Consider the following 16,904-nt stretch of genomic DNA (forward strand, 5'->3'; position numbering starts at 1 on the left):
TTTTCGCCTTGGGTGTGCAATAACTGGCCATTCGCGCCAGCTGAGTGGTTACAGCGGGATGTTCTTGTGGCGACCGCGGCGATGCGGTGTTTCGGCAAGTGCCTGCGTGATCTTGCTGCGGGTGTGCGCCGGGTCGATCTTCTCGTCGACCACGCCGATCTCGATCGCCGAATCGACACCGCCGGCGATGCGCTCGTGCTCGATCGCCAGTTCCTCGTGCAACGCTTCGCGCTCAGCGGCATCCTCGACGGCAGCCAGCTTCTTCTTGTGCAGGATGCCGACCGCGGCCTTGGCGCCCATCACGGCAACCTCGGCGTCCGGCCAGGCGAACACCTTGGTGGCGTTCAGCGACCGCGCGTTCATCGCGATGTAGGCGCCGCCGTAGATCTTGCGGGTCACCAGCGTGACGCGGGGGACCGTCGACTCGCCGAAGGCGTGCAGCAGCTTGGCGCCGCGGCGCACCACGCCGCCCCATTCCTGGTCCACGCCGGGCAGGTAACCGGGCACGTCGACCACGACCACCAGTGGGACTCCGAACGCGTCGCACAACCGCACGAAACGCGCTGCCTTCTCGGCACTTTCGGAGTTCAAGCAGCCGCCTAGGCGCAACGGGTTGTTGGCGATCACGCCGACGGTACGGCCGGCCAAGCGCCCGAGGCCGACGACGATCGACGGCGCCCACTTGCCCTGGAATTCCTCGAACGGCACACCCTCGTCGAGCAGAGCGGTGATCAGCGGGTGCACGTCGTAGGCGCGGCGTGGCGACTCCGGCAGCAGTGCATGCAGGTCGGTGTCGCCGGACTCGGCCTTGCTGCGGTCGAAATGACCCTGCTGGCAGAACAATCCGACCAGGCGACGGCCCCGCTCATAGGCGTCGAGCTCGTCGTCGGCGACGATGTGGCACACGCCGGACTTCTTGTGGTGGGCGTCGGGGCCGCCGAGCGACACCATGTCGACGTCCTCGCCGGTGACGCTGCGCACGACATCGGGGCCGGTGACGAACACCTTGCTGTCCGGGGCCATGACGATCACGTCGGTCAGGGCGGGCCCGTAGGCCGCGCCGCCGGCGGCGAAGCCGACGACCACAGAGATCTGCGGGATGTAGCCGGACGCACGGATCATCGCCTCGAACACGAGGCCGACCGCGTGCAGGGCCTTGACGCCCTCGGCCAGCCGGGCGCCACCCGAGTGCCAGATGCCGACGATGGGATTCTGGTCCGCGATGGCGGTGTCGTAGGCGCTGACGATGTGAGCGCAGCCGTCCACACCCATCGCACCGCCCATGACGGTGCCGTCGGTGCAGAAGGCGACGGTCCGAACACCGTTGACGGTGCCTGCGGCGGCGAGCACACCGGAACGGTCACGCTCGTGCAGCAGTTCGACGTCGCAGCCGTCGTCGAAGAACGTCTTCAGTCGGAGCAGGGGATCGCGCGGATCGAGTGACTCGGCAGCCGCCTCGGGGGCCATGATGGTCATACAAACCTCCTTGTAGCTGTCGGATGCCGGCCAGCCTCGCGGGAAATGCGGTGTGTGTCAGTACTTCCCGAAGGTGAGCGCGACGTTGTGCCCACCGAATCCGAAAGAGTTGTTGATTGCGTACTGGTAGTTACCCTGCCTCGGCTCGCCGGCGACGACGTCGAGGTCGATCTCCGGGTCGAGGTTGCGCAGGTTGAGGGTCGGCGGAATGATGCCTTCCTTCAATGCCAGCACCGTGAGGATGGACTCGACCGCTCCGACCGCGCCGACCGAGTGGCCCAGGGCCGACTTCGGTGCGTACACAGCCGGCTTGTGGCCGCCCATCGCATTGTTGATCGCTTTGCCCTCGGCGACGTCACCGACGCTGGTTCCGGTGGCGTGCGCGTTGACATGGTCGATGTCGGTGGGTTGCAGACCTGCCAGCTGGATGGCACGGGTCATCGCGTGACCGGCTTGCTCACCGTTCGGATCCGGGGCCACGATGTGGTAGCCGTCGGAGGTCACGCTCGCGCCCATCAGCCGGCCCAGGATGTTGGCGCCGCGGGCCTTGGCGTGCTCTTCGGTCTCGATGACCAGCATGGCGCCCGCCTCACCGAAGACGAATCCGTTGCGGTCCCTGTCGAACGGGCGACAGGCGCCCTGCGGATCGTCGTTGCTGTTGGACAGCACGATGCGCATCTGGGCGAAGCCGGCGATCGGTACGGCCTCGATCTTGGTTTCCACGCCACCGCAGATGGCGATATCGGCTTCGCCGAACACGATGTTGCGCCACGCGTTCGCGATGGCTTCGGAACCGGACGCACAGGCCGAGATCAGGGTGCTCACCCCGGCCTTGGCATGGCGCTCGAGTCCGACGGCGGCGGCAGCGCCATTGGGCATGTACATCTGCACGACCAGTGGTGACACGGCGCGCAGCCCTTTGTTCCGCAGGCCGTCGTAGGCGTATACCAACTCCTCGGCCGACCCCATACCGGTGCCGATCGACACCATGAGTCGCCGGGTATCGACCTCCGGTGAGCCTGCGCTGGCCCATGCCCGGCGGCTGATCACCGTCGACATCTTCTGCAGATATGACAACCGGCGCAGTTCGACCCGCGTCAGTTCATGATCGAAGTCTTCGAGGAGGTGTCCGCCGATGCGAACCGGGAGGTCGTACTCCTCGACGAACGAGTCGGTGAGCGTGCGGATGCCGCTCTGCCCGTCCAGCAACTTCTTCCAGGTACTTTCGGCATCGGTTGCCAGCGCCGTCGACATGGCTACGCCGGTGACAACCACGTTGGGCAAGCCGTTACCCGTGGATAATCCCGCCATACTTGCGGTGTCTTCCTTCCGTGCCTTACTTCTGAACCTCAGTACCGCCCGAAGGTCAGGGCCACATTGTGGCCACCGAACCCGAACGAGTTGTTGATGGCGTACTGGTAGTCGCCGTACCGAGGCTCGCCTGCAACGATATCGAGATCAATCTCAGGGTCAGGCGTCTCGTAATTCAGTGTCGGGGGGATGACGCCGTCGCGCAGCGCCAGCACCGTCAGGATCGACTCCAGGGCACCCACGGCGCCGATGGAGTGGCCCAGGGCCGACTTCGGTGCGTACACCGCGGCGTGCTCCACGCCGGCGACCCGGATGGCGTTCGCCTCGGCGACGTCGCCGATCGAGGTGGACGTGGCGTGGGCGTTGACATGCTGGATGTCCTTGGGATCCAGTCCCGCGGTCTCCATCGCACGCTTCATCGCCTGGCCGGCCCGCAGGCCGTCCGCCGCCGGAGCGACCATGTGGAAGGCGTCGGAGGTGATACCGGCACCCAGGATGCGGGCCAGTGGCTTGGCGCCGCGGGCTAGGGCATGCTCCTCGGTCTCGATGATCATGAGCGCACCGGCCTCGCCGAACACGAACCCGTCACGGTCCTTGTCGAACGGACGCGACGCAGCCTCGGGATCGTCGTTGCGGGTCGACATCGCACGCATCATCGAGAACGCCGCGATGGGCAGCGCCTCGATGGCACCTTCGACGCCACCGCAGACGGCGAAGTCGGCATCACCCATGACGATCTGACGCCAGGCGTGGGCGATACCCTCCGAGCCCGACGAACAGGCCGACACCGGCGTGATGACCCCGGCGCGGGCGCCGAGCTCGAGGCCGACAACTGCGGCCGCACCGTTGGGCATGATCATCTGAACGGCCAGCGGGGACACCTTGCGGGGCCCGCCCTCGTTCATTGCGTCATAGGTCTCGACGATCTTCTCGCCGCCGCCGAGCCCGGTGCCGATCACGACCGCGAAACGGTCGGGGTCGACCTCCGGGCTACCTGCGGTTTCCCACAACTGATTGCCGAGGTACTTGGCCATCCGCTGCACGTAGGACATGCGGCGCATTTCCAGGCGGGTCATCAGCGGGTCGAGCGGCTCCTTGAGGTGGCCGCCGATCTTGGCTGCAAGATCCCACTTCTCGACGAACTCGTCTTCGAGGACGCGGATACCGCTCTCGCCTGCCAGCAGGCCCTTCCACGTGCTCTCGATATCCGGCGCGATCGAGGTCGTCGCCGTAACGGCGGTCACCACAACATTGGGGTAACCGCCATTAGCAGTGGAAGGCCTGGTCACTGGTCGGCCGAGAACTTCTCACGCAGGGCGGCTGCGGCCTCGGGGTTCTCTTCCTCGAGCTTCTGGATGTAGGCGACGACGTCACCGACGGTCCGCAGACCGGCCAGATCCTCATCCGGGATCTTCACGCCGTACTTGTCCTCGGTCTGCACCGCGATCTCCACCATCGACAGCGAGTCGATGTCCAGGTCGTCGACGAAGCTCTTCTCCGGGGTCACCTCAGACGGCTCGATGCCGGTGACCTCTTCGATGATCTCGGCGAGACCGGCAATGATTTCTTCCTGACTGGCGGCCACTGTGGCTCCTTCTCAATTGGTGTTGGTACGTCCCCCTGGTGCGGAGGACTCTTTGGAACGTCTTTATGTCGTGCTGGTCGAAATGTCGTACTGGTCGAACGGATCTAGAGCTCGATGAGCGTTTCGAAGTCGTCCGGGGACTTGATCGGACGAGTTGGGGTGCCCTTCAGTTCCCGTTTGGCGATTCCCACGAGTGTTCCGGCAGGCGGGAATTCGACGATCCCGGAGGTGTTGCGGTCGCGGAGCGTGGCGGTGCACAGGTCCCAACGCACGGGCTTGGTCAGCTGGGCGATCAGCTTCTGCATAGCATCGGCGGCCGAAGCCACGGGCTGCCCGTCGGCATTCGACAGAAGCGTCGCGGTGGGTTCAGCGGTCGTTACAGACTCCGCAGCCGCGGCGTACCCGTCGAGCGCGGAGGCCATGAACTGGGTGTGGAAGGCGCCTGCGGTGGCCAGCTGGCGCACCCGAGCCTTGGCCGGCGGGTCTTCGGCCAGCTTCTCCAGCGCCGACACGGTGCCGGCCGCCACGATCTGGCCTGCGGCGTTTCGGTTGGCCGGGACCAGGTCGAGTCGAGCTAACGCTTCAAGTACGGAGGCCTCGTCGCCGCCCAGCACCGCCGACATGCCGGTGGACTCGATGGCGCAGGCCTTGGCCATTTCAGCACCGCGGGTGGCGGCCAGCTTGACCGCATCGTCGGCGGAGATCACGCCGGCGATGGCGTAAGCGGCGATCTCACCAACGGAATGGCCTGCGACGATGATCTCGGCGGGAGCGATTTTGTCGAGCACACCGCGCCTGACGAGTTCTTCATGGGCCAGCAGCGTCGCCGCCACCACGAGCGGCTGTGTCACCGCGGTGTCGGTGATCTCCTCGGCCGTCGCCGTGGTGCCCAGACGGACCAGATCCTGTCCGCTGATCTGCGACCAGGTCGCGAGACGGTCGGCGGCACCAGGCAGCTCCAGCCAGGGGGCGAGCATGCCGGGTGTCTGCGAGCCCTGTCCGGGGGCAAGCAATGCGAGCACGGGTCCTTGAGGCACGTCATTAAGAGAACACTGTGAAGATGGTTTTGCGCCGTGTAAGAGATTATGAACCTTGTCTTATGTTTTTGTGGAAAGTCCACAAAAGTGCACGTGATGCGACATGCTCGATACCTGACCGCGACACATGTTGTGGGTGAGATTGCCGCTACCAGGCCCGCCTTCCGCCCCCGCCGGCCGGCCGAGCGGCGGGTAATGCCCTGACGGCGCCGTTTGGGTCGCTCGACTGGGATGCCTGCGCACTCAACCGTCCGACGGTGGCCGCTACCCGCAGTACATAGGCGTCCCGGGGTATCGCGGGGTCACGTCCGGTGAAGTCGGCGATCCGTTTCAGCCGGTACCGGACCGTATTTGGATGAACGAACAATTTGCGGGCACAAGCCTCGATCGCGCCACCGGAATCGAGGTAGGCGTCGAGGGTTTCGGTGAGTGCTGGGCCCGCGTCGGCCAGCGGTCGCATCACCTCGGTTGCCAACGCCGCGATCGCGTCCAGATCACCCAGCAACGCCCGCTCCGGCAGCAGTTCGCGAGCCGGGACCGGTCGAGGCGCACCGCTCCACCCGGCCACGGCGTTCATTCCGGAGATGGCCTCGGTCGCGCTGCGGTGCGCGGCGGCCAGGGTGTGGGCCAGCGGACCGATCACCACCGGGCCGTCGGCGAACACGATCATCAGCTCTGACAGGAACCGGTCGGTCGGTGACAACGGGCCCGACACGATGGTGACGAGCCACGTGCCGTGCACATCCGACAATGCTGCCCGGTCGTGGCGCTGCACCACGTCACGTACGTCGTCGCTGGCCAGGTCTATGCGGTCGGGGTGTGGCAGGCCCACGATGACCGTGGCGGGGGCGGTGGCATCCCAGTTCAGTGCGGCAGCCTGAGACTGCAACTCGGGGCCCACGTCACCGCGCACCACCGCGTCGACGACGTTGGCCTCCATCCGTCTGTCCCAGGCGCCGCGGGCCTCGGCCTGGTCGGCGTAGGCACTGGCGGCGGCGAACGCCAGGTCGCGGCTGTACCGCAGGATCCCGGCGGTCAGTGCGGTCAGCTGCTCCTCCGAACGGGCCAGCAGCGGCACAACTTCCTCGAAGAATTCCATGGTGGTGCGCACCATCTCCACCGACTGCCGCAGAGCGATCCGGCGCCGCAGATCCTGGGGCACAACCTCGAAGGCCTGTGCGGTGTACCCGACGTCGCTCTGCGGGTTGCGCATCCACTCCACGAAGTTGACGACGGCAGTCTGGACCACCAGCTGCACGCTTGCGCGCTGCGATGCGTCGAGCTCGGCGAAAAACGACAAGCGGTCTTCCATCGCATGCACGGCCTCGGTGGCGAGCCGGCCGGAGTATTGCTTCAGCCGGCGCAGCACCGAGTCCGGCACTGCTTCCAGAACCTCGACGGTGGTCTTCGGCGGGACAAACCGTTTGTCGGGCATCCCTAAAAGCTACGCCGATGTTCTGGTCGATTCCTCCAAACCCTTCTCGGCGAGCAGACACCTAGGTACGCGACACGCCGCATTTCGGGTACCGCAGTGTCTGCTCGCCGGAGAAAGTTAGGCGCTACCGGTGTCTGCGTAGGAGATTGCGGCGGCGGAGACGTCGTCGATGCGGTACTTGCGGGCGGCTTCGGCGGCGGCTGACGCGTCGATGTTGCCGTCACGGGCGAGCCCCTCCAATACCGCGACGACAACGGACTCGGCGTCGGTGTTGAAGTAGCGGCGTGCGGCGGGGCGGGTGTCGGAGAAGCCGAACCCGTCGGTGCCCAATGTGATGTAGGTGCCGGGGATCCAGGGGCGGATCTGCTCGGGAACTGCCCGCATCCAGTCGGATACGGCCACCACCGGGCCGGTCGCTCCGGCCAGTGCCGTGGTCACAAAGGGTGTCGGCGACGGCTGATCGGGATGGCGCAGCCGGTGGCGTTCGATCTCCACCCCCTCGCGGTTGAGCTCACCCCAGCTGGTCACCGACCACACATCCGCGGCGACGTCCCACTGCTCGGCCAACAGATCGGCCGCCCGCAGGGCTTCGGGCATCGCCACGCCGGAGGCCAGGATCTGGGCGCTGTGGGCCCGCGGCTCGGTCGCGGCGCGGTAGCGGTACATGCCGCGGAGCAGGGCTTCGGTGTCCAGACCGTCGGGTTCGGCCGGCTGCAGGTAGGGCTCGTTGTAGATGGTGATGTAGAAGAACACGTTCTCGGGGTGCTCGCCGTACATCCGCTGCAGGCCGTTTTCGATGATGTGGGCGATCTCGTAGGCGAACGCCGGGTCGTAGGTGACCGCTGCGGGGTTGGTCGAGGCGAGCAGCAGCGAGTGTCCGTCGGCGTGTTGCAGGCCTTCGCCGGTCAGTGTGGTGCGACCTGCGGTGGCGCCGAGCACGAAGCCCTTGGCCATCTGATCCGCCGCCGCCCACAGCCCGTCGCCGGTGCGCTGGAACCCGAACATCGAATAGAAGATGTAGATCGGGATCATCGGCTCGTCGTGGGTGGAATACGAGGTGCCGACCGCGGTGAACGACGAGGTGGACCCGGCCTCGTTGATGCCCTCGTGCAGGATGTGGCCTGCTTCGGATTCCTTGTAGGCCAGCATCAATGCCGAGTCCACCGACGTGTAGAGCTGCCCGTTGCGGTTGTAGATCTTCAACGACGGGAACCACGAATCCATGCCGAAGGTACGGGCCTCATCGGGAATGATCGGCACCAGCCGCGGCCCGATGTTCTTGTCGCGCAACAGTTCCTTGAAGGTGCGCACCGTGGCCATGGTGGTGGCCACGGCCTGGTTGCCCGAACCCTTCCTCAGCACCTCGTACGTCTCGGGGGCGGGCAGCGCCAACGGAGTGCTCTTGTTGCGCCGCGCGGGCACGAATCCGCCCAGGGCGCGGCGACGATCCAGCAGATACCGGATCTCGGGGGTCTGCGGTCCGGGGTGGTAGTAGGGCGGCAGATAGGGGTCTTCCTCGAGCTGCGCATCGGAGATGGGGACCCGGGTGACGTCGCGGAAGTTTTTGAGGTCTTGCAGCGCCAGCTTTTTCATCTGATGCGTGGCGTTGCGGCCCTCGAAGTGTTGTCCGAGGGTGTAGCCCTTGATGGTCTTGGCCAAGATGATGGTGGGCTGGCCCTTGTGTTCGGTGGCGGCCCGGTAAGCGGCATACACCTTGCGATAGTCGTGGCCGCCGCGTTTGAGGTTCCAGATTTCCTTGTCGGTCATCGGCTCGACGAGGGCCTTGGTGCGTGGGTCCCGGCCGAAGAAGTGGTCGCGCACGTAGGCGCCGTCGTTGGCCTTGTAGGTCTGGTAGTCCCCGTCGGGGGTGATGTTCATCAGGTTCACCAGGGCACCGTCGCGGTCGGCGTGCAGCAGGGCGTCCCATTCGCGGCCCCAGACCACCTTGATGACGTTCCAACCGGCCCCGCGGAAGAACGACTCCAGTTCCTGGATGATCTTGCCGTTGCCACGCACCGGGCCGTCGAGACGCTGCAGGTTGCAGTTCACCACGAAGGTCAGGTTGTCCAGCGCCTCGTTGGCGGCCACCTGGATCAGACCGCGGCTTTCCGGCTCGTCCATCTCGCCGTCGCCGAGGAACGCCCACACGTGCTGATCGGAGGTGTCCTTGATGCCGCGGTCGTGCAGGTAGTGGTTGAACCGGGCCTGATAGATCGCGTTCATCGGGCCCAGGCCCATCGATACCGTCGGGAATTCCCAGAAGTCCGGCATCAACCGCGGGTGCGGATACGACGGCAGACCACCGCCCGGATGGCTGTGTTCCTGGCGGAAACCGTCGAGTTGATCAGCGGTCAGTCGGCCTTCCAGGAAGGCCCGCGCGTAGATACCCGGAGAGGCGTGGCCCTGAATGAAGACCTGATCCCCGCCACCGGGGTGGGATTTGCCGCGGAAGAAATGGTTGAAGCCCACCTCGTACAACGATGCTGACGAAGCATAGGTAGAGATATGGCCGCCCACGCCGACTCCCGGGCGTTGCGCTCGGTGCACCATGATGGCCGCATTCCACCGGATCCAGGCACGGTAACGACGCTCGACATCCTCATCGCCGGGGAACCACGGCTCCAGATCGGTCGGGATGGTGTTGACATAGTCAGTCGAGGTCAGCGCCGGGATTGCCACCCGCTTCTCCCGCGAGCGTTCCAGCAGGCGCAGCATCAGATACCGGGCCCGAGCCGGCCCCGAACGCGCCAGCAACTCGTCGAACGACTCCAGCCACTCCCCGGTCTCATCGGTATCGATATCGGGAAGATAGGACGCAACCCCCTCCCGAATCACCCGAACCCGATCGGGTTCTGCTGCGGTGATGGAGTTTTGAGCCAGGTCCTGGCGCGCGAACTCGGTGGTCAACTTCCGCTCCTTGTTAGGCGGTTAACAACTCATGGGTGCTTGTGGCGCCCTCTATCGTCCACCTATCGTGCCGTATTCGTACCGTTGGGGTGTCCAGTGCAATGAACCCATCGGAATGAGCTCCAGCCGGTAACGTCTGCAGACCGTGCTGGTGGGTGGACGGTGGCGGGCGAGGCTGCGAATCGCCGGGGTCGCGGTCGGGAGTGCAGCGACGGCTGCCATGGTGATCGTCGGCTGCACGCGGATGTCCGCTGGTGTGCCCGTCGCTGACCAGCAGGAAGCCCAGCTGTACCGCGCCTCGATATCGGCATCGATCGACGCCTCGGAGTCCAGCTCGGCGACCCGGGAGTCGGAACGCCAGGCATCATTGACCACCCAGGCGGTCCGCACTGTGTGTGAAGACATGAGCACCTCGTCGGTGGACGCGGTCAACGCCGTCAACGCTTACGTTGCCGCCGCGAACGACCACAGCGATGTGCAGTCGAAGGTCGGCCCGGCCGCCGATGCCCTCAATCACAGCGCTGACCTGGTAAGTTCCGGCACCGTCGATGCGCTTGCGCCGGATCTGCGCGCAGCGCTGACCGAATGGGTGGACTCTGCCCGGGCGCTGGCGACGGCCATTTCGAACAATGCCGCGGTCGACACGATCAACGCGGCAACCGACCGGTCCAACACCGCCAAGACCAACGCGCTGGACCGGTGCGACAAGGCGTATCGATGAACTGACCGGCACGCGCCCGCACTCGGACATCGACATGCGACGATTAGGACGAAAAACGCATCGGCAGCGCACAAGAAAGCCTGAAGGAGGATCGACGGTGGTCGCGGCGGGGAAGGACTCTGACCTGAACTACGCCCAAAGTCTGGGCATCAACAAGGATCAGGTAATCCAGGAATTGGGCTGGGATGAGGACACCGACGACGACATCCGGGCCGATATCGAGGATGCGTGCGGCTCCGAGCTGCTCGACGAAGATGCGGACGAAGTGGTCGACGTCGTCTTGCTGTGGTGGCGGGACGGCGACGGGGACCTCGTGGACCGGCTGATGGATGCCATCACCCCACTGGCCGAGGACGGCGTGATCTGGGTGGTGACGCCCAAGACCGGCAAGCCCGGCCACGTGCAGCCCGCTGAGATCGCCGAATCGGCCCCGACCGCCGGGTTGATGCAGACCTCCTCGGCCAAGCTGGGGGACTGGACGGCGAGCCGGCTGGTGCAGCCGAAGTCCAAGGCCGCGGGCAGGCGATGAGCGCTCGCGCGAAGAGCAAAAAGCACCGCTAGTGCTCCAGGTGGGAACCGCGGCGCCGGATTTCACGCTGCGGGACCAGAACGGCCGTCCGGTGACTTTGAGCGGTTTCCGCAACGCCAAAGATGTGCTGCTGGTGTTCTTCCCATTGGCGTTCACCGCTGTCTGCCAAGGCGAGCTCGACGAGATCCGGGACAATCTGGCCGGCTACCAGAACGACGACACCGCAACGCTGACGATCTCCGTCGGGCCCCCGCCGACCCACAAGATCTGGTCGGGCCAAAGCGGTTTCACCTTCCCGGTGTTGTCCGACTTCTGGCCGCACGGCGTCGTCGCGCAGGCCTACGGCGTCTTCAACGACGACGCCGGCTATCCGAACCGCGGCACCTTCGTCGTCGACCGGTCGGGCATCATCCGGTTCGCCGAGGTGATGGAACCGGGTCAGCCACGCGATCAATCGGTGTGGCGGCAGGCCCTGGCGGCTCTGCGCGCCTAGTGGATTTCCGGTCAAACCGCCGCGCCGTGTACCGTGCTGCGACGGGGCGCGTAGCTCAGTGGTAGAGCTCTGGTTTTACACACCAGCGGTCGGCGGTTCGATACCGTCCGCGCCCACCAATCTTCACGACACAACCCAACCCGTTGGCGCCCAAGCTGGGCAGGATCATCAATTCGTCTTCGCAAGGCGTCGGAAGCTAGTTTTGCCAGTCGTTGGAGCCGTCGTGCCTGGAATAGGTGCCGCCGCTGGAGTTCGTCACGATGATGGGGTCACCGGCGCCGAAGTTGTCGAAGAACCATTTTGCGTTAGTAGGGCTGATGTTGATGCAGCCATGGCTCACGTCGCGCTTGCCCTGGTCAGCTACCGACCAGGGAGCGCTGTGGACGAAGTCGCCGCTGTCGTCGAATCGGACGGCGAGCTCGACTGTGGTCTTGTATCCGTACGGTGAGTTGACCGGAACGCCGTAGGTGGAGGAATCCATCACCACCGAAGGCATCTTCTCTTGGACGTAGTAGGTGCCGTTCGGCGTTTGGTGGCCGCCGGCCGTCATGCCCATCGACATCGGGATGGTCTTCTCCACGGCCCCGTTGCGGGTGACGGTCAGTTGGTGCGTGGCGTCGTCGGCAGTGGCCACCAGGCTGTCTCCGGTCTGGAAGCTGGAAACTGTGCCACCTGCGTCGATGGTCACCGCGGTGTGTGCGGGCCAGAAGTTCAGCGGGCGCCAGCGCAACTGCGTGGGCGTCATCCAGTAGAACTTGCCGGCAACCGGCGGGACCGAAGAGACGTGGACGGCGTTTTCGGCTGCACCGGCGTTATCGACGAGCCCCGGGAAGTTGATGATGATGGGCTGCGCCACACCGACTGTCGTACCGTTGACAGGGGAAATCGTCGGCGGCCCGAATGGCGCCGTGCCGATAAACGGCGTCGGGTCCTGCCCCGCACCGGGGCCCGCGACCACCCCTGGATCGCCGGGAGTCGGATCCGCCTGCGCGGGACCCGTACCCAGCACCAGCACCAGCACCCCGCTCAATATCGAAGCGATTCCGACTGTCTTCAGAGCGGCGAAGAACCTGTCTCTCGTCCAGTTCGACATATGTCCCTCACGTCACAGAAACCGGTATCTCTGGGACACAGAGTAATCGGCTCACCTGACGACCGGGCTGAAGACCGTCTAGCCGGCCGGCGCGAAGAATTCCAGTGCGATGCCGTCGGGGTCGCGGAAGCTCAGGCCTGAGCCGTACGGTGCGTCGACGATGCCGCCGTGTTCGATGCCCAATTCGTTGAGCCTGGTGACCCAGGTTTCTAGGTCTGACCGTGTGGCGCAACCGAAGCCGACGTGATCCAGCCCGACTTTGAACTCGCTGAATTCTTCGGAGGTGGCCGGTTGGTCGTGCTGGTGGATGCCGAAGAGGGTGCCGCCTTCGAGCAGCCACACCAGGTGGTGGAAGCCGGCCTCGGTGCGTTCGTCGAGCACTGGGTCGGCGCCGATCAGGGCGCGGTACCAGGGCCCGCTGACGGCGAGGTCGCGTACGGTCACAGCGACGTGGTTGAGTGCAGGGAATGCCATGCGTGCGTCATACCACACGGCGGCCCCGGCGGGCTCGGGAACGCATGTCCCACAGGTACAGCCGGTAAAAGAAGACCCATAGGTCGCGGGGGATGATCCGGTCGGCAAAGCGCAGGCCGGTCAGCAGCAGCTCGAACCGGCGCTGCTGCTCGGCCGTCCAGGCCAGCTGCATGTGGTCCCGGAACGTCGTGGGAAGAAATCCGGTGGTGGCGAAGAGGTTGAAGCGACCGGTCAGCAGCCGCAACGGCGCGGGCAGGAACGCCATCGCGGCCACCCCGTGCAGGTGTTGCCGCACCGGCGGGTCGATGCGCAGACCGTCCAGCGACTGTTTCCAGTACTCGTCGAAGGCCTGTCGGTCGGCGGGCCACATGCCCTCGCGGACCTGCAGGGTGGTGCCGAGTGTGCGGGCGTTGGCATAGACCGTGTCGGCCGACGCATCATCGAGCGGTCCGTACAGGAATTCGTGCATGTCTATGTAGTACCGGTACAGGCAGGCTGCCACCCATAACTGTAGTTTGGGATCGAAAGCGTTGTAGGGCAACGGACTTGATGCGTTCGAGCGCACCAACGCATGCACCTTGTTGACCTCAGCGCGGATCAGCGCCCGGTCGGCGTCAGTGCCCAGGGTTGCCGCAGCCAGGTATGTACCTGTGGTGCGGGCCCGCTTGAACGGGTGCTTGTATACGTTGCCGCTGTCCACGGGACTTTCCAGCACGCCGTACCCGACCCCGGGAACCGACAGTTGCATGATGACATTGGCTGCGGGCAGTAGTACCGCGGCGGGGTTGAGCAGATCGACGACCCTGCGCGGTCGTCGCGGAGGACCCAGCCTCATGAATTCGAGTAGACCACTTGTGAGACGCTGCCGACATGTTTGTGCCGACGTGTCACGGCCGGGCTGCCGGTATCGCCGCCGGGTATCTCGGCGATCTGCTGCTGGGTGATCCGCGGCGCGGCCATCCGGTCGCCGGGTTCGGTACCGTCGCGGCGCGATTGGAGCGCCTGACCTACACTGACAGCCGTTGGGCCGGACTGCGGCATACCGCGCTGCTGCTGAGCGGCCTGGGGCTGCTGGGTATGTTGGTGGGCCGCCGAGGCGGGCCGGTCGTGACGGCCGCCGCGACGTTCATCGCGCTAGGTGGCACGTCGCTGAACCGGGTGGGCGCCCAGATGGCGAGCCTGCTGACCGCCGACGATGTCTATGGTGCGCGGGAACTGCTGCCGTCGTTGTGCGGGCGTGACCCGGCTGCACTGGATGCTGCGGGCGTCGCTCGCGCGACCGTGGAATCGCTCGCGGAGAACACTTCCGACGCGCAGGTGGCGCCGTTGCTGTGGGCCGCCGCGGGCGGGGTGCCCGCGGTGCTGGTGTACCGCGGTGCCAACACGCTTGACGCGATGATCGGACACCGGTCCCCGCGCTACGAACGGTTCGGTTGGGCCGCAGCGCGATTCGACGATCTGCTCAACTACGTTCCGGCCCGGGTGACGGGGGTTTTGGTCGCGGTGTGCGCGCCCGTGGTGGGCGGGTCTCCGGTGGCTGCGCTGCGTGCGTGGCGCAACGACGCCGCGCGCCACCCCAGCCCGAACGCCGGGGTCGTGGAGGCCTCGTTCGCCGGGGCGCTGGGGGTGCGCCTGGGTGGTCCGACGCAGTACGCCCACCGGTTGGAGATCCGGCCCATGCTGGGTGACGGGCGGATTCCCGAGGTCGCCGATCTGAACCGGGCGGTGCGGCTCTCACGCGCTGTCCAAGCCGGTTCCGCGTTGCTCGCAGTGGTGGCGCTCAGCGCCGCTTGCCGTATCGGTCGGCGAGCTTCTCTTCGGTGGTCAGGGGAGCTGCCGGGGTTGGCTGGCGAGAGGCGCGTTCGGCGCGCCGCTGCTTGATTTCGGCAAACACGAAGTAGCCCAACCCGATCGGGGCGACGATACCGAACGCGATCCACTGGATGCCATACGACAGGAACGGTCCGGCGTCGAGGTGGGGCAGCGGAATCACACCGAGGCCGCCGGGCTGGTCCTCCACCAGCTGCAGATATGAGCCGGCCAGTGGCACGCCGGTCACGGCGGCGACCTGCGAGGTGCTGATCGAATAGACCTGCTCGGCGCCATCGGCGCGGAATGGCTCTTTGCCGCTGACCACCGGTTCGGAGTCCCGCAGCCGGGCGGTGATGGTCACCCGGTTGCGGGGTGCGTCCGGGATCGGTGGCACCGAGGTGCCTTGCTGAGGACGGACATAGCCGCGGTCGACGAGCACGGTGGGCCCGCCGTCGACGGCGAACGGCGTCAGCACCTCGTAAGCGGGATCCCCTTCGACGACTCGCAGCCGGGCCACGACCTGGGCTTCGGGCAGATAGTGGCCGGTGGCGGTGACGCGCTTCCACTGCGCGTCGGGGGCGCTTGAATCCTGGTGCGGCAGGATGCCTGTCACCGGCACCGGATCGGCTTTCAGGGAGGCCGCGATCTGGTTGTTCTCCTGCGAGGTCCTGGTGTTCTTGCCCAGCTGCCACGGCGCCAGCACGGTGAAGCACAGGTAGGCGAACGCCATCACCACGACGAACAGCGCCAGCCACTGTGGCCGCAGCAGGAACCCCAGTCTTCGCATCAGCGTGGGCTTTCCCGCTCGGCCAGGGTGGCATCGACCCAGTCGTGCAGGCCGGGCAGCGCTGCCTCGATCACGGCCAATACATCCTCGAAGTCGGCCTGGGTGCCGTAGTAAGGGTCATCGACATCCGGGGTGCGGGCTGCCGAGAGCGGGTCGAACGACCGCAGCATCCGCAGCCGGTCGGCGTCGACCCCCAGCTCCGTCAGGATCCGGGCGTGGTCGCGGCCCAAGGCGATCACCAGATCGGCACCGAGATGGTCGGCGTCGATCTGAGCGGCGCGGTGGTCGCTCGGGTATCCGTGATCGCGTAGTACCAGGCAGGCGCGGCGGTCGGCGCCATCGCCGACATGCCAGCCGCCGGTGCCACCGCTGGTCACGCGGACCCGGTCGGCCAGGCCGCGTTGGCTGATCTGGTGGGCGAACATCTTCTCGGCCATCGGCGACCGGCAGATGTTGCCCGTGCACACGAACGTGACGTGCAGACTGCGCTGATCTCCGGGTCGCTGCGCTCCTGCTCGCCGCTCAGACACCGAGCACCTCGCGCAGCGCCTCGATGGTCTCGACATGGGCGTGCGCGGTCAGCGCGGCAGGGCCGGCGAAGTCGTCGCGCCCGTAACCCCACGCGACCACCACGGTGTCGATGCCGTGTTCAGCCGCGCCCTCGACATCGTGAACGCGGTCGCCGACCATGAGCACGCGCTGCGGCAGCGGCTGCAATTGAGCCAGCGCGTGGGCCACCACGTCGGCCTTGGCCGCCCGGGTGCCGTCCGGGCTTGCCCCGGCGATCACCTCGAAATACCCGTCGAGACCGAAGTGCTCGAGGATCTGCCGCGCGGTCGGCTCGGCCTTCGAGGTGGCCACAGCCAGCCGGATCCCGGCTTTCTGCAGATCGGCGAGCAGCGGCTCGATGCCGTCGAACAGCCGGTTCATAGCCCAGCCGCGGCTCGTGTAGTCGGCGCGGTAGGCGGCGATCGCGGTGTCGGCATCGTCACCCAGACCCATTCCGCCCAGCGTGTAATGCATGGGCGCGCCGACGACGAGGCTGGCGAGGTCACCCTCGGGGACGGGAGCGCCGATCTGGGACAGCGCGTGGCGGAAGCTGGACACGACTCCGTCGGCAGAATCGGTCAGGGTGCCGTCGAGGTCGAACAGCACCAGCTGGGGGCGCGTAGCGGCCGACGTGTCAGTTACAGGACCAGTCACAGACCCATTCTCCCCGATGCCCGAGACAGCGGCCCGCCCAC

The 16,904-nt window shown here is 66.2% G+C and carries 17 protein-coding genes and 1 tRNA gene; 5 read left to right on the forward strand and 13 right to left on the reverse strand.

Translation table 11 applies throughout. From position 1 onward, the window contains the following. Positions 1-48: 48 nt before the first annotated feature. The 7 genes from B133_RS0104025 to aceE all read right to left on the reverse strand — a co-directional run bounded on the left by B133_RS0104025 (position 49) and on the right by aceE (position 9,751). On the reverse strand, positions 49-1,476 hold the full coding sequence (locus tag B133_RS0104025; RefSeq protein ID WP_018599431.1) for an acyl-CoA carboxylase subunit beta: 1,428 nt from the start codon (positions 1,474-1,476) through the stop codon (positions 49-51). A 57-nt stretch (positions 1,477-1,533) separates the two neighbouring features. After that, complete coding sequence (gene kasB, locus B133_RS0104030; RefSeq protein ID WP_026255940.1) at positions 1,534-2,787, reverse strand: 3-oxoacyl-ACP synthase KasB; 1,254 nt, start codon at positions 2,785-2,787, stop codon at positions 1,534-1,536. Positions 2,788-2,825: 38 nt separating this feature from the next. Further along, positions 2,826-4,076, reverse strand: a complete 1,251-nt coding sequence (kasA, locus tag B133_RS0104035; protein ID WP_026255941.1) for a 3-oxoacyl-ACP synthase KasA — start codon at positions 4,074-4,076, stop codon at positions 2,826-2,828. After that, a complete protein-coding gene (gene acpM / locus B133_RS0104040) occupies positions 4,073-4,372 on the reverse strand; it encodes a meromycolate extension acyl carrier protein AcpM (RefSeq protein ID WP_018599434.1) in 300 nt (99 codons plus the stop codon). The genes kasA and acpM overlap by 4 nt, the downstream gene beginning before the upstream one ends. A gap of 104 nt (positions 4,373-4,476) precedes the next feature. Next, complete coding sequence (locus B133_RS0104045; RefSeq protein ID WP_018599435.1) at positions 4,477-5,394, reverse strand: ACP S-malonyltransferase; 918 nt, start codon at positions 5,392-5,394, stop codon at positions 4,477-4,479. Between the two features lie 163 nt (positions 5,395-5,557). Next, a complete protein-coding gene (locus B133_RS0104050; RefSeq protein ID WP_018599436.1) occupies positions 5,558-6,844 on the reverse strand; it encodes a CdaR family transcriptional regulator in 1,287 nt (428 codons plus the stop codon). 117 nt (positions 6,845-6,961) lie between these two features. Continuing rightward, positions 6,962-9,751: a pyruvate dehydrogenase (acetyl-transferring), homodimeric type gene (gene aceE / locus B133_RS0104055; protein WP_018599437.1), complete on the reverse strand. Its 2,790-nt coding sequence runs from the start codon at positions 9,749-9,751 to the stop codon at positions 6,962-6,964. A 145-nt stretch (positions 9,752-9,896) separates the two neighbouring features. Here aceE and B133_RS0104060 point away from each other — a divergent pair, with 145 nt between their 5' ends. From B133_RS0104060 to B133_RS0104075, 4 genes are all read left to right on the forward strand, one after another. After that, the gene (locus B133_RS0104060; RefSeq protein WP_018599438.1) at positions 9,897-10,472 is read left to right on the forward strand and encodes a hypothetical protein; all 576 of its coding nucleotides are present in this window, start codon (positions 9,897-9,899) and stop codon (positions 10,470-10,472) included. A gap of 97 nt (positions 10,473-10,569) precedes the next feature. After that, on the forward strand, positions 10,570-11,001 hold the full coding sequence (locus B133_RS0104065) for a DUF3052 domain-containing protein (protein ID WP_018599439.1): 432 nt from the start codon (positions 10,570-10,572) through the stop codon (positions 10,999-11,001). 31 nt (positions 11,002-11,032) lie between these two features. Next, a complete protein-coding gene (locus tag B133_RS0104070; protein ID WP_018599440.1) occupies positions 11,033-11,494 on the forward strand; it encodes a peroxiredoxin in 462 nt (153 codons plus the stop codon). A gap of 44 nt (positions 11,495-11,538) precedes the next feature. After that, positions 11,539-11,613 (forward strand) — tRNA-Val (locus B133_RS0104075). A gap of 77 nt (positions 11,614-11,690) precedes the next feature. On the opposite strand, the gene B133_RS0104080 is transcribed toward B133_RS0104075, so the two are convergent. The 3 genes from B133_RS0104080 to B133_RS0104090 all read right to left on the reverse strand — a co-directional run bounded on the left by B133_RS0104080 (position 11,691) and on the right by B133_RS0104090 (position 13,896). Further along, complete coding sequence (locus B133_RS0104080) at positions 11,691-12,587, reverse strand: L,D-transpeptidase family protein (RefSeq protein WP_018599441.1); 897 nt, start codon at positions 12,585-12,587, stop codon at positions 11,691-11,693. A 78-nt stretch (positions 12,588-12,665) separates the two neighbouring features. Then, on the reverse strand, positions 12,666-13,061 hold the full coding sequence (locus B133_RS0104085; protein ID WP_018599442.1) for a VOC family protein: 396 nt from the start codon (positions 13,059-13,061) through the stop codon (positions 12,666-12,668). Between the two features lie 7 nt (positions 13,062-13,068). Next, positions 13,069-13,896, reverse strand: a complete 828-nt coding sequence (locus B133_RS0104090; protein WP_018599443.1) for an oxygenase MpaB family protein — start codon at positions 13,894-13,896, stop codon at positions 13,069-13,071. Positions 13,897-13,931: 35 nt separating this feature from the next. Here B133_RS0104090 and B133_RS22370 point away from each other — a divergent pair, with 35 nt between their 5' ends. Further along, a complete protein-coding gene (locus B133_RS22370) occupies positions 13,932-14,942 on the forward strand; it encodes a cobalamin biosynthesis protein (protein WP_018599444.1) in 1,011 nt (336 codons plus the stop codon). Here the strand turns inward: B133_RS22370 and B133_RS0104100 are convergent. The 3 genes from B133_RS0104100 to B133_RS0104110 are packed head-to-tail and all read right to left on the reverse strand — an operon-like array spanning position 14,842 to position 16,863. Then, positions 14,842-15,660 carry an SURF1 family protein gene (locus B133_RS0104100; protein WP_018599445.1) on the reverse strand — a complete coding sequence of 273 codons (819 nt, stop codon included), beginning with the start codon at positions 15,658-15,660 and terminating at the stop codon, positions 14,842-14,844. The two genes, B133_RS22370 and B133_RS0104100, sit on opposite strands and share 101 nt — an antisense overlap. Further along, positions 15,660-16,190: a low molecular weight protein-tyrosine-phosphatase gene (locus B133_RS0104105; protein WP_081618175.1), complete on the reverse strand. Its 531-nt coding sequence runs from the start codon at positions 16,188-16,190 to the stop codon at positions 15,660-15,662. Before B133_RS0104105 ends, B133_RS0104100 begins: the two co-directional genes overlap by 1 nt. Beyond that, complete coding sequence (locus B133_RS0104110) at positions 16,183-16,863, reverse strand: HAD-IA family hydrolase (RefSeq protein WP_232423256.1); 681 nt, start codon at positions 16,861-16,863, stop codon at positions 16,183-16,185. Before B133_RS0104110 ends, B133_RS0104105 begins: the two co-directional genes overlap by 8 nt. Positions 16,864-16,904: the final 41 nt, after the last annotated feature.

This window comes from Mycobacterium sp. 155 (assembly GCF_000373905.1).
Lineage (GTDB): Bacteria > Actinomycetota > Actinomycetes > Mycobacteriales > Mycobacteriaceae > Mycobacterium.

What these genes read in the sequence shown, in the direction of transcription:
- kasB (WP_026255940.1), bottom strand. Translation starts at nt 2,787, where the DNA reads ATGGCGGGATTATCCACGGGTAACGGCTTGCCCAACGTGGTTGTCACC.
- B133_RS0104085 (WP_018599442.1), bottom strand. Translation starts at nt 13,061, where the DNA reads ATGGCATTCCCTGCACTCAACCACGTCGCTGTGACCGTACGCGACCTC.
- B133_RS0104090 (WP_018599443.1), bottom strand. Translation starts at nt 13,896, where the DNA reads ATGAGGCTGGGTCCTCCGCGACGACCGCGCAGGGTCGTCGATCTGCTC.
- B133_RS0104025 (WP_018599431.1), bottom strand. Translation starts at nt 1,476, where the DNA reads ATGACCATCATGGCCCCCGAGGCGGCTGCCGAGTCACTCGATCCGCGC.
- B133_RS0104100 (WP_018599445.1), bottom strand. Translation starts at nt 15,660, where the DNA reads ATGCGAAGACTGGGGTTCCTGCTGCGGCCACAGTGGCTGGCGCTGTTC.
- B133_RS0104050 (WP_018599436.1), bottom strand. Translation starts at nt 6,844, where the DNA reads ATGCCCGACAAACGGTTTGTCCCGCCGAAGACCACCGTCGAGGTTCTG.
- B133_RS22370 (WP_018599444.1), top strand. Translation starts at nt 13,932, where the DNA reads ATGTTTGTGCCGACGTGTCACGGCCGGGCTGCCGGTATCGCCGCCGGG.
- B133_RS0104080 (WP_018599441.1), bottom strand. Translation starts at nt 12,587, where the DNA reads ATGTCGAACTGGACGAGAGACAGGTTCTTCGCCGCTCTGAAGACAGTC.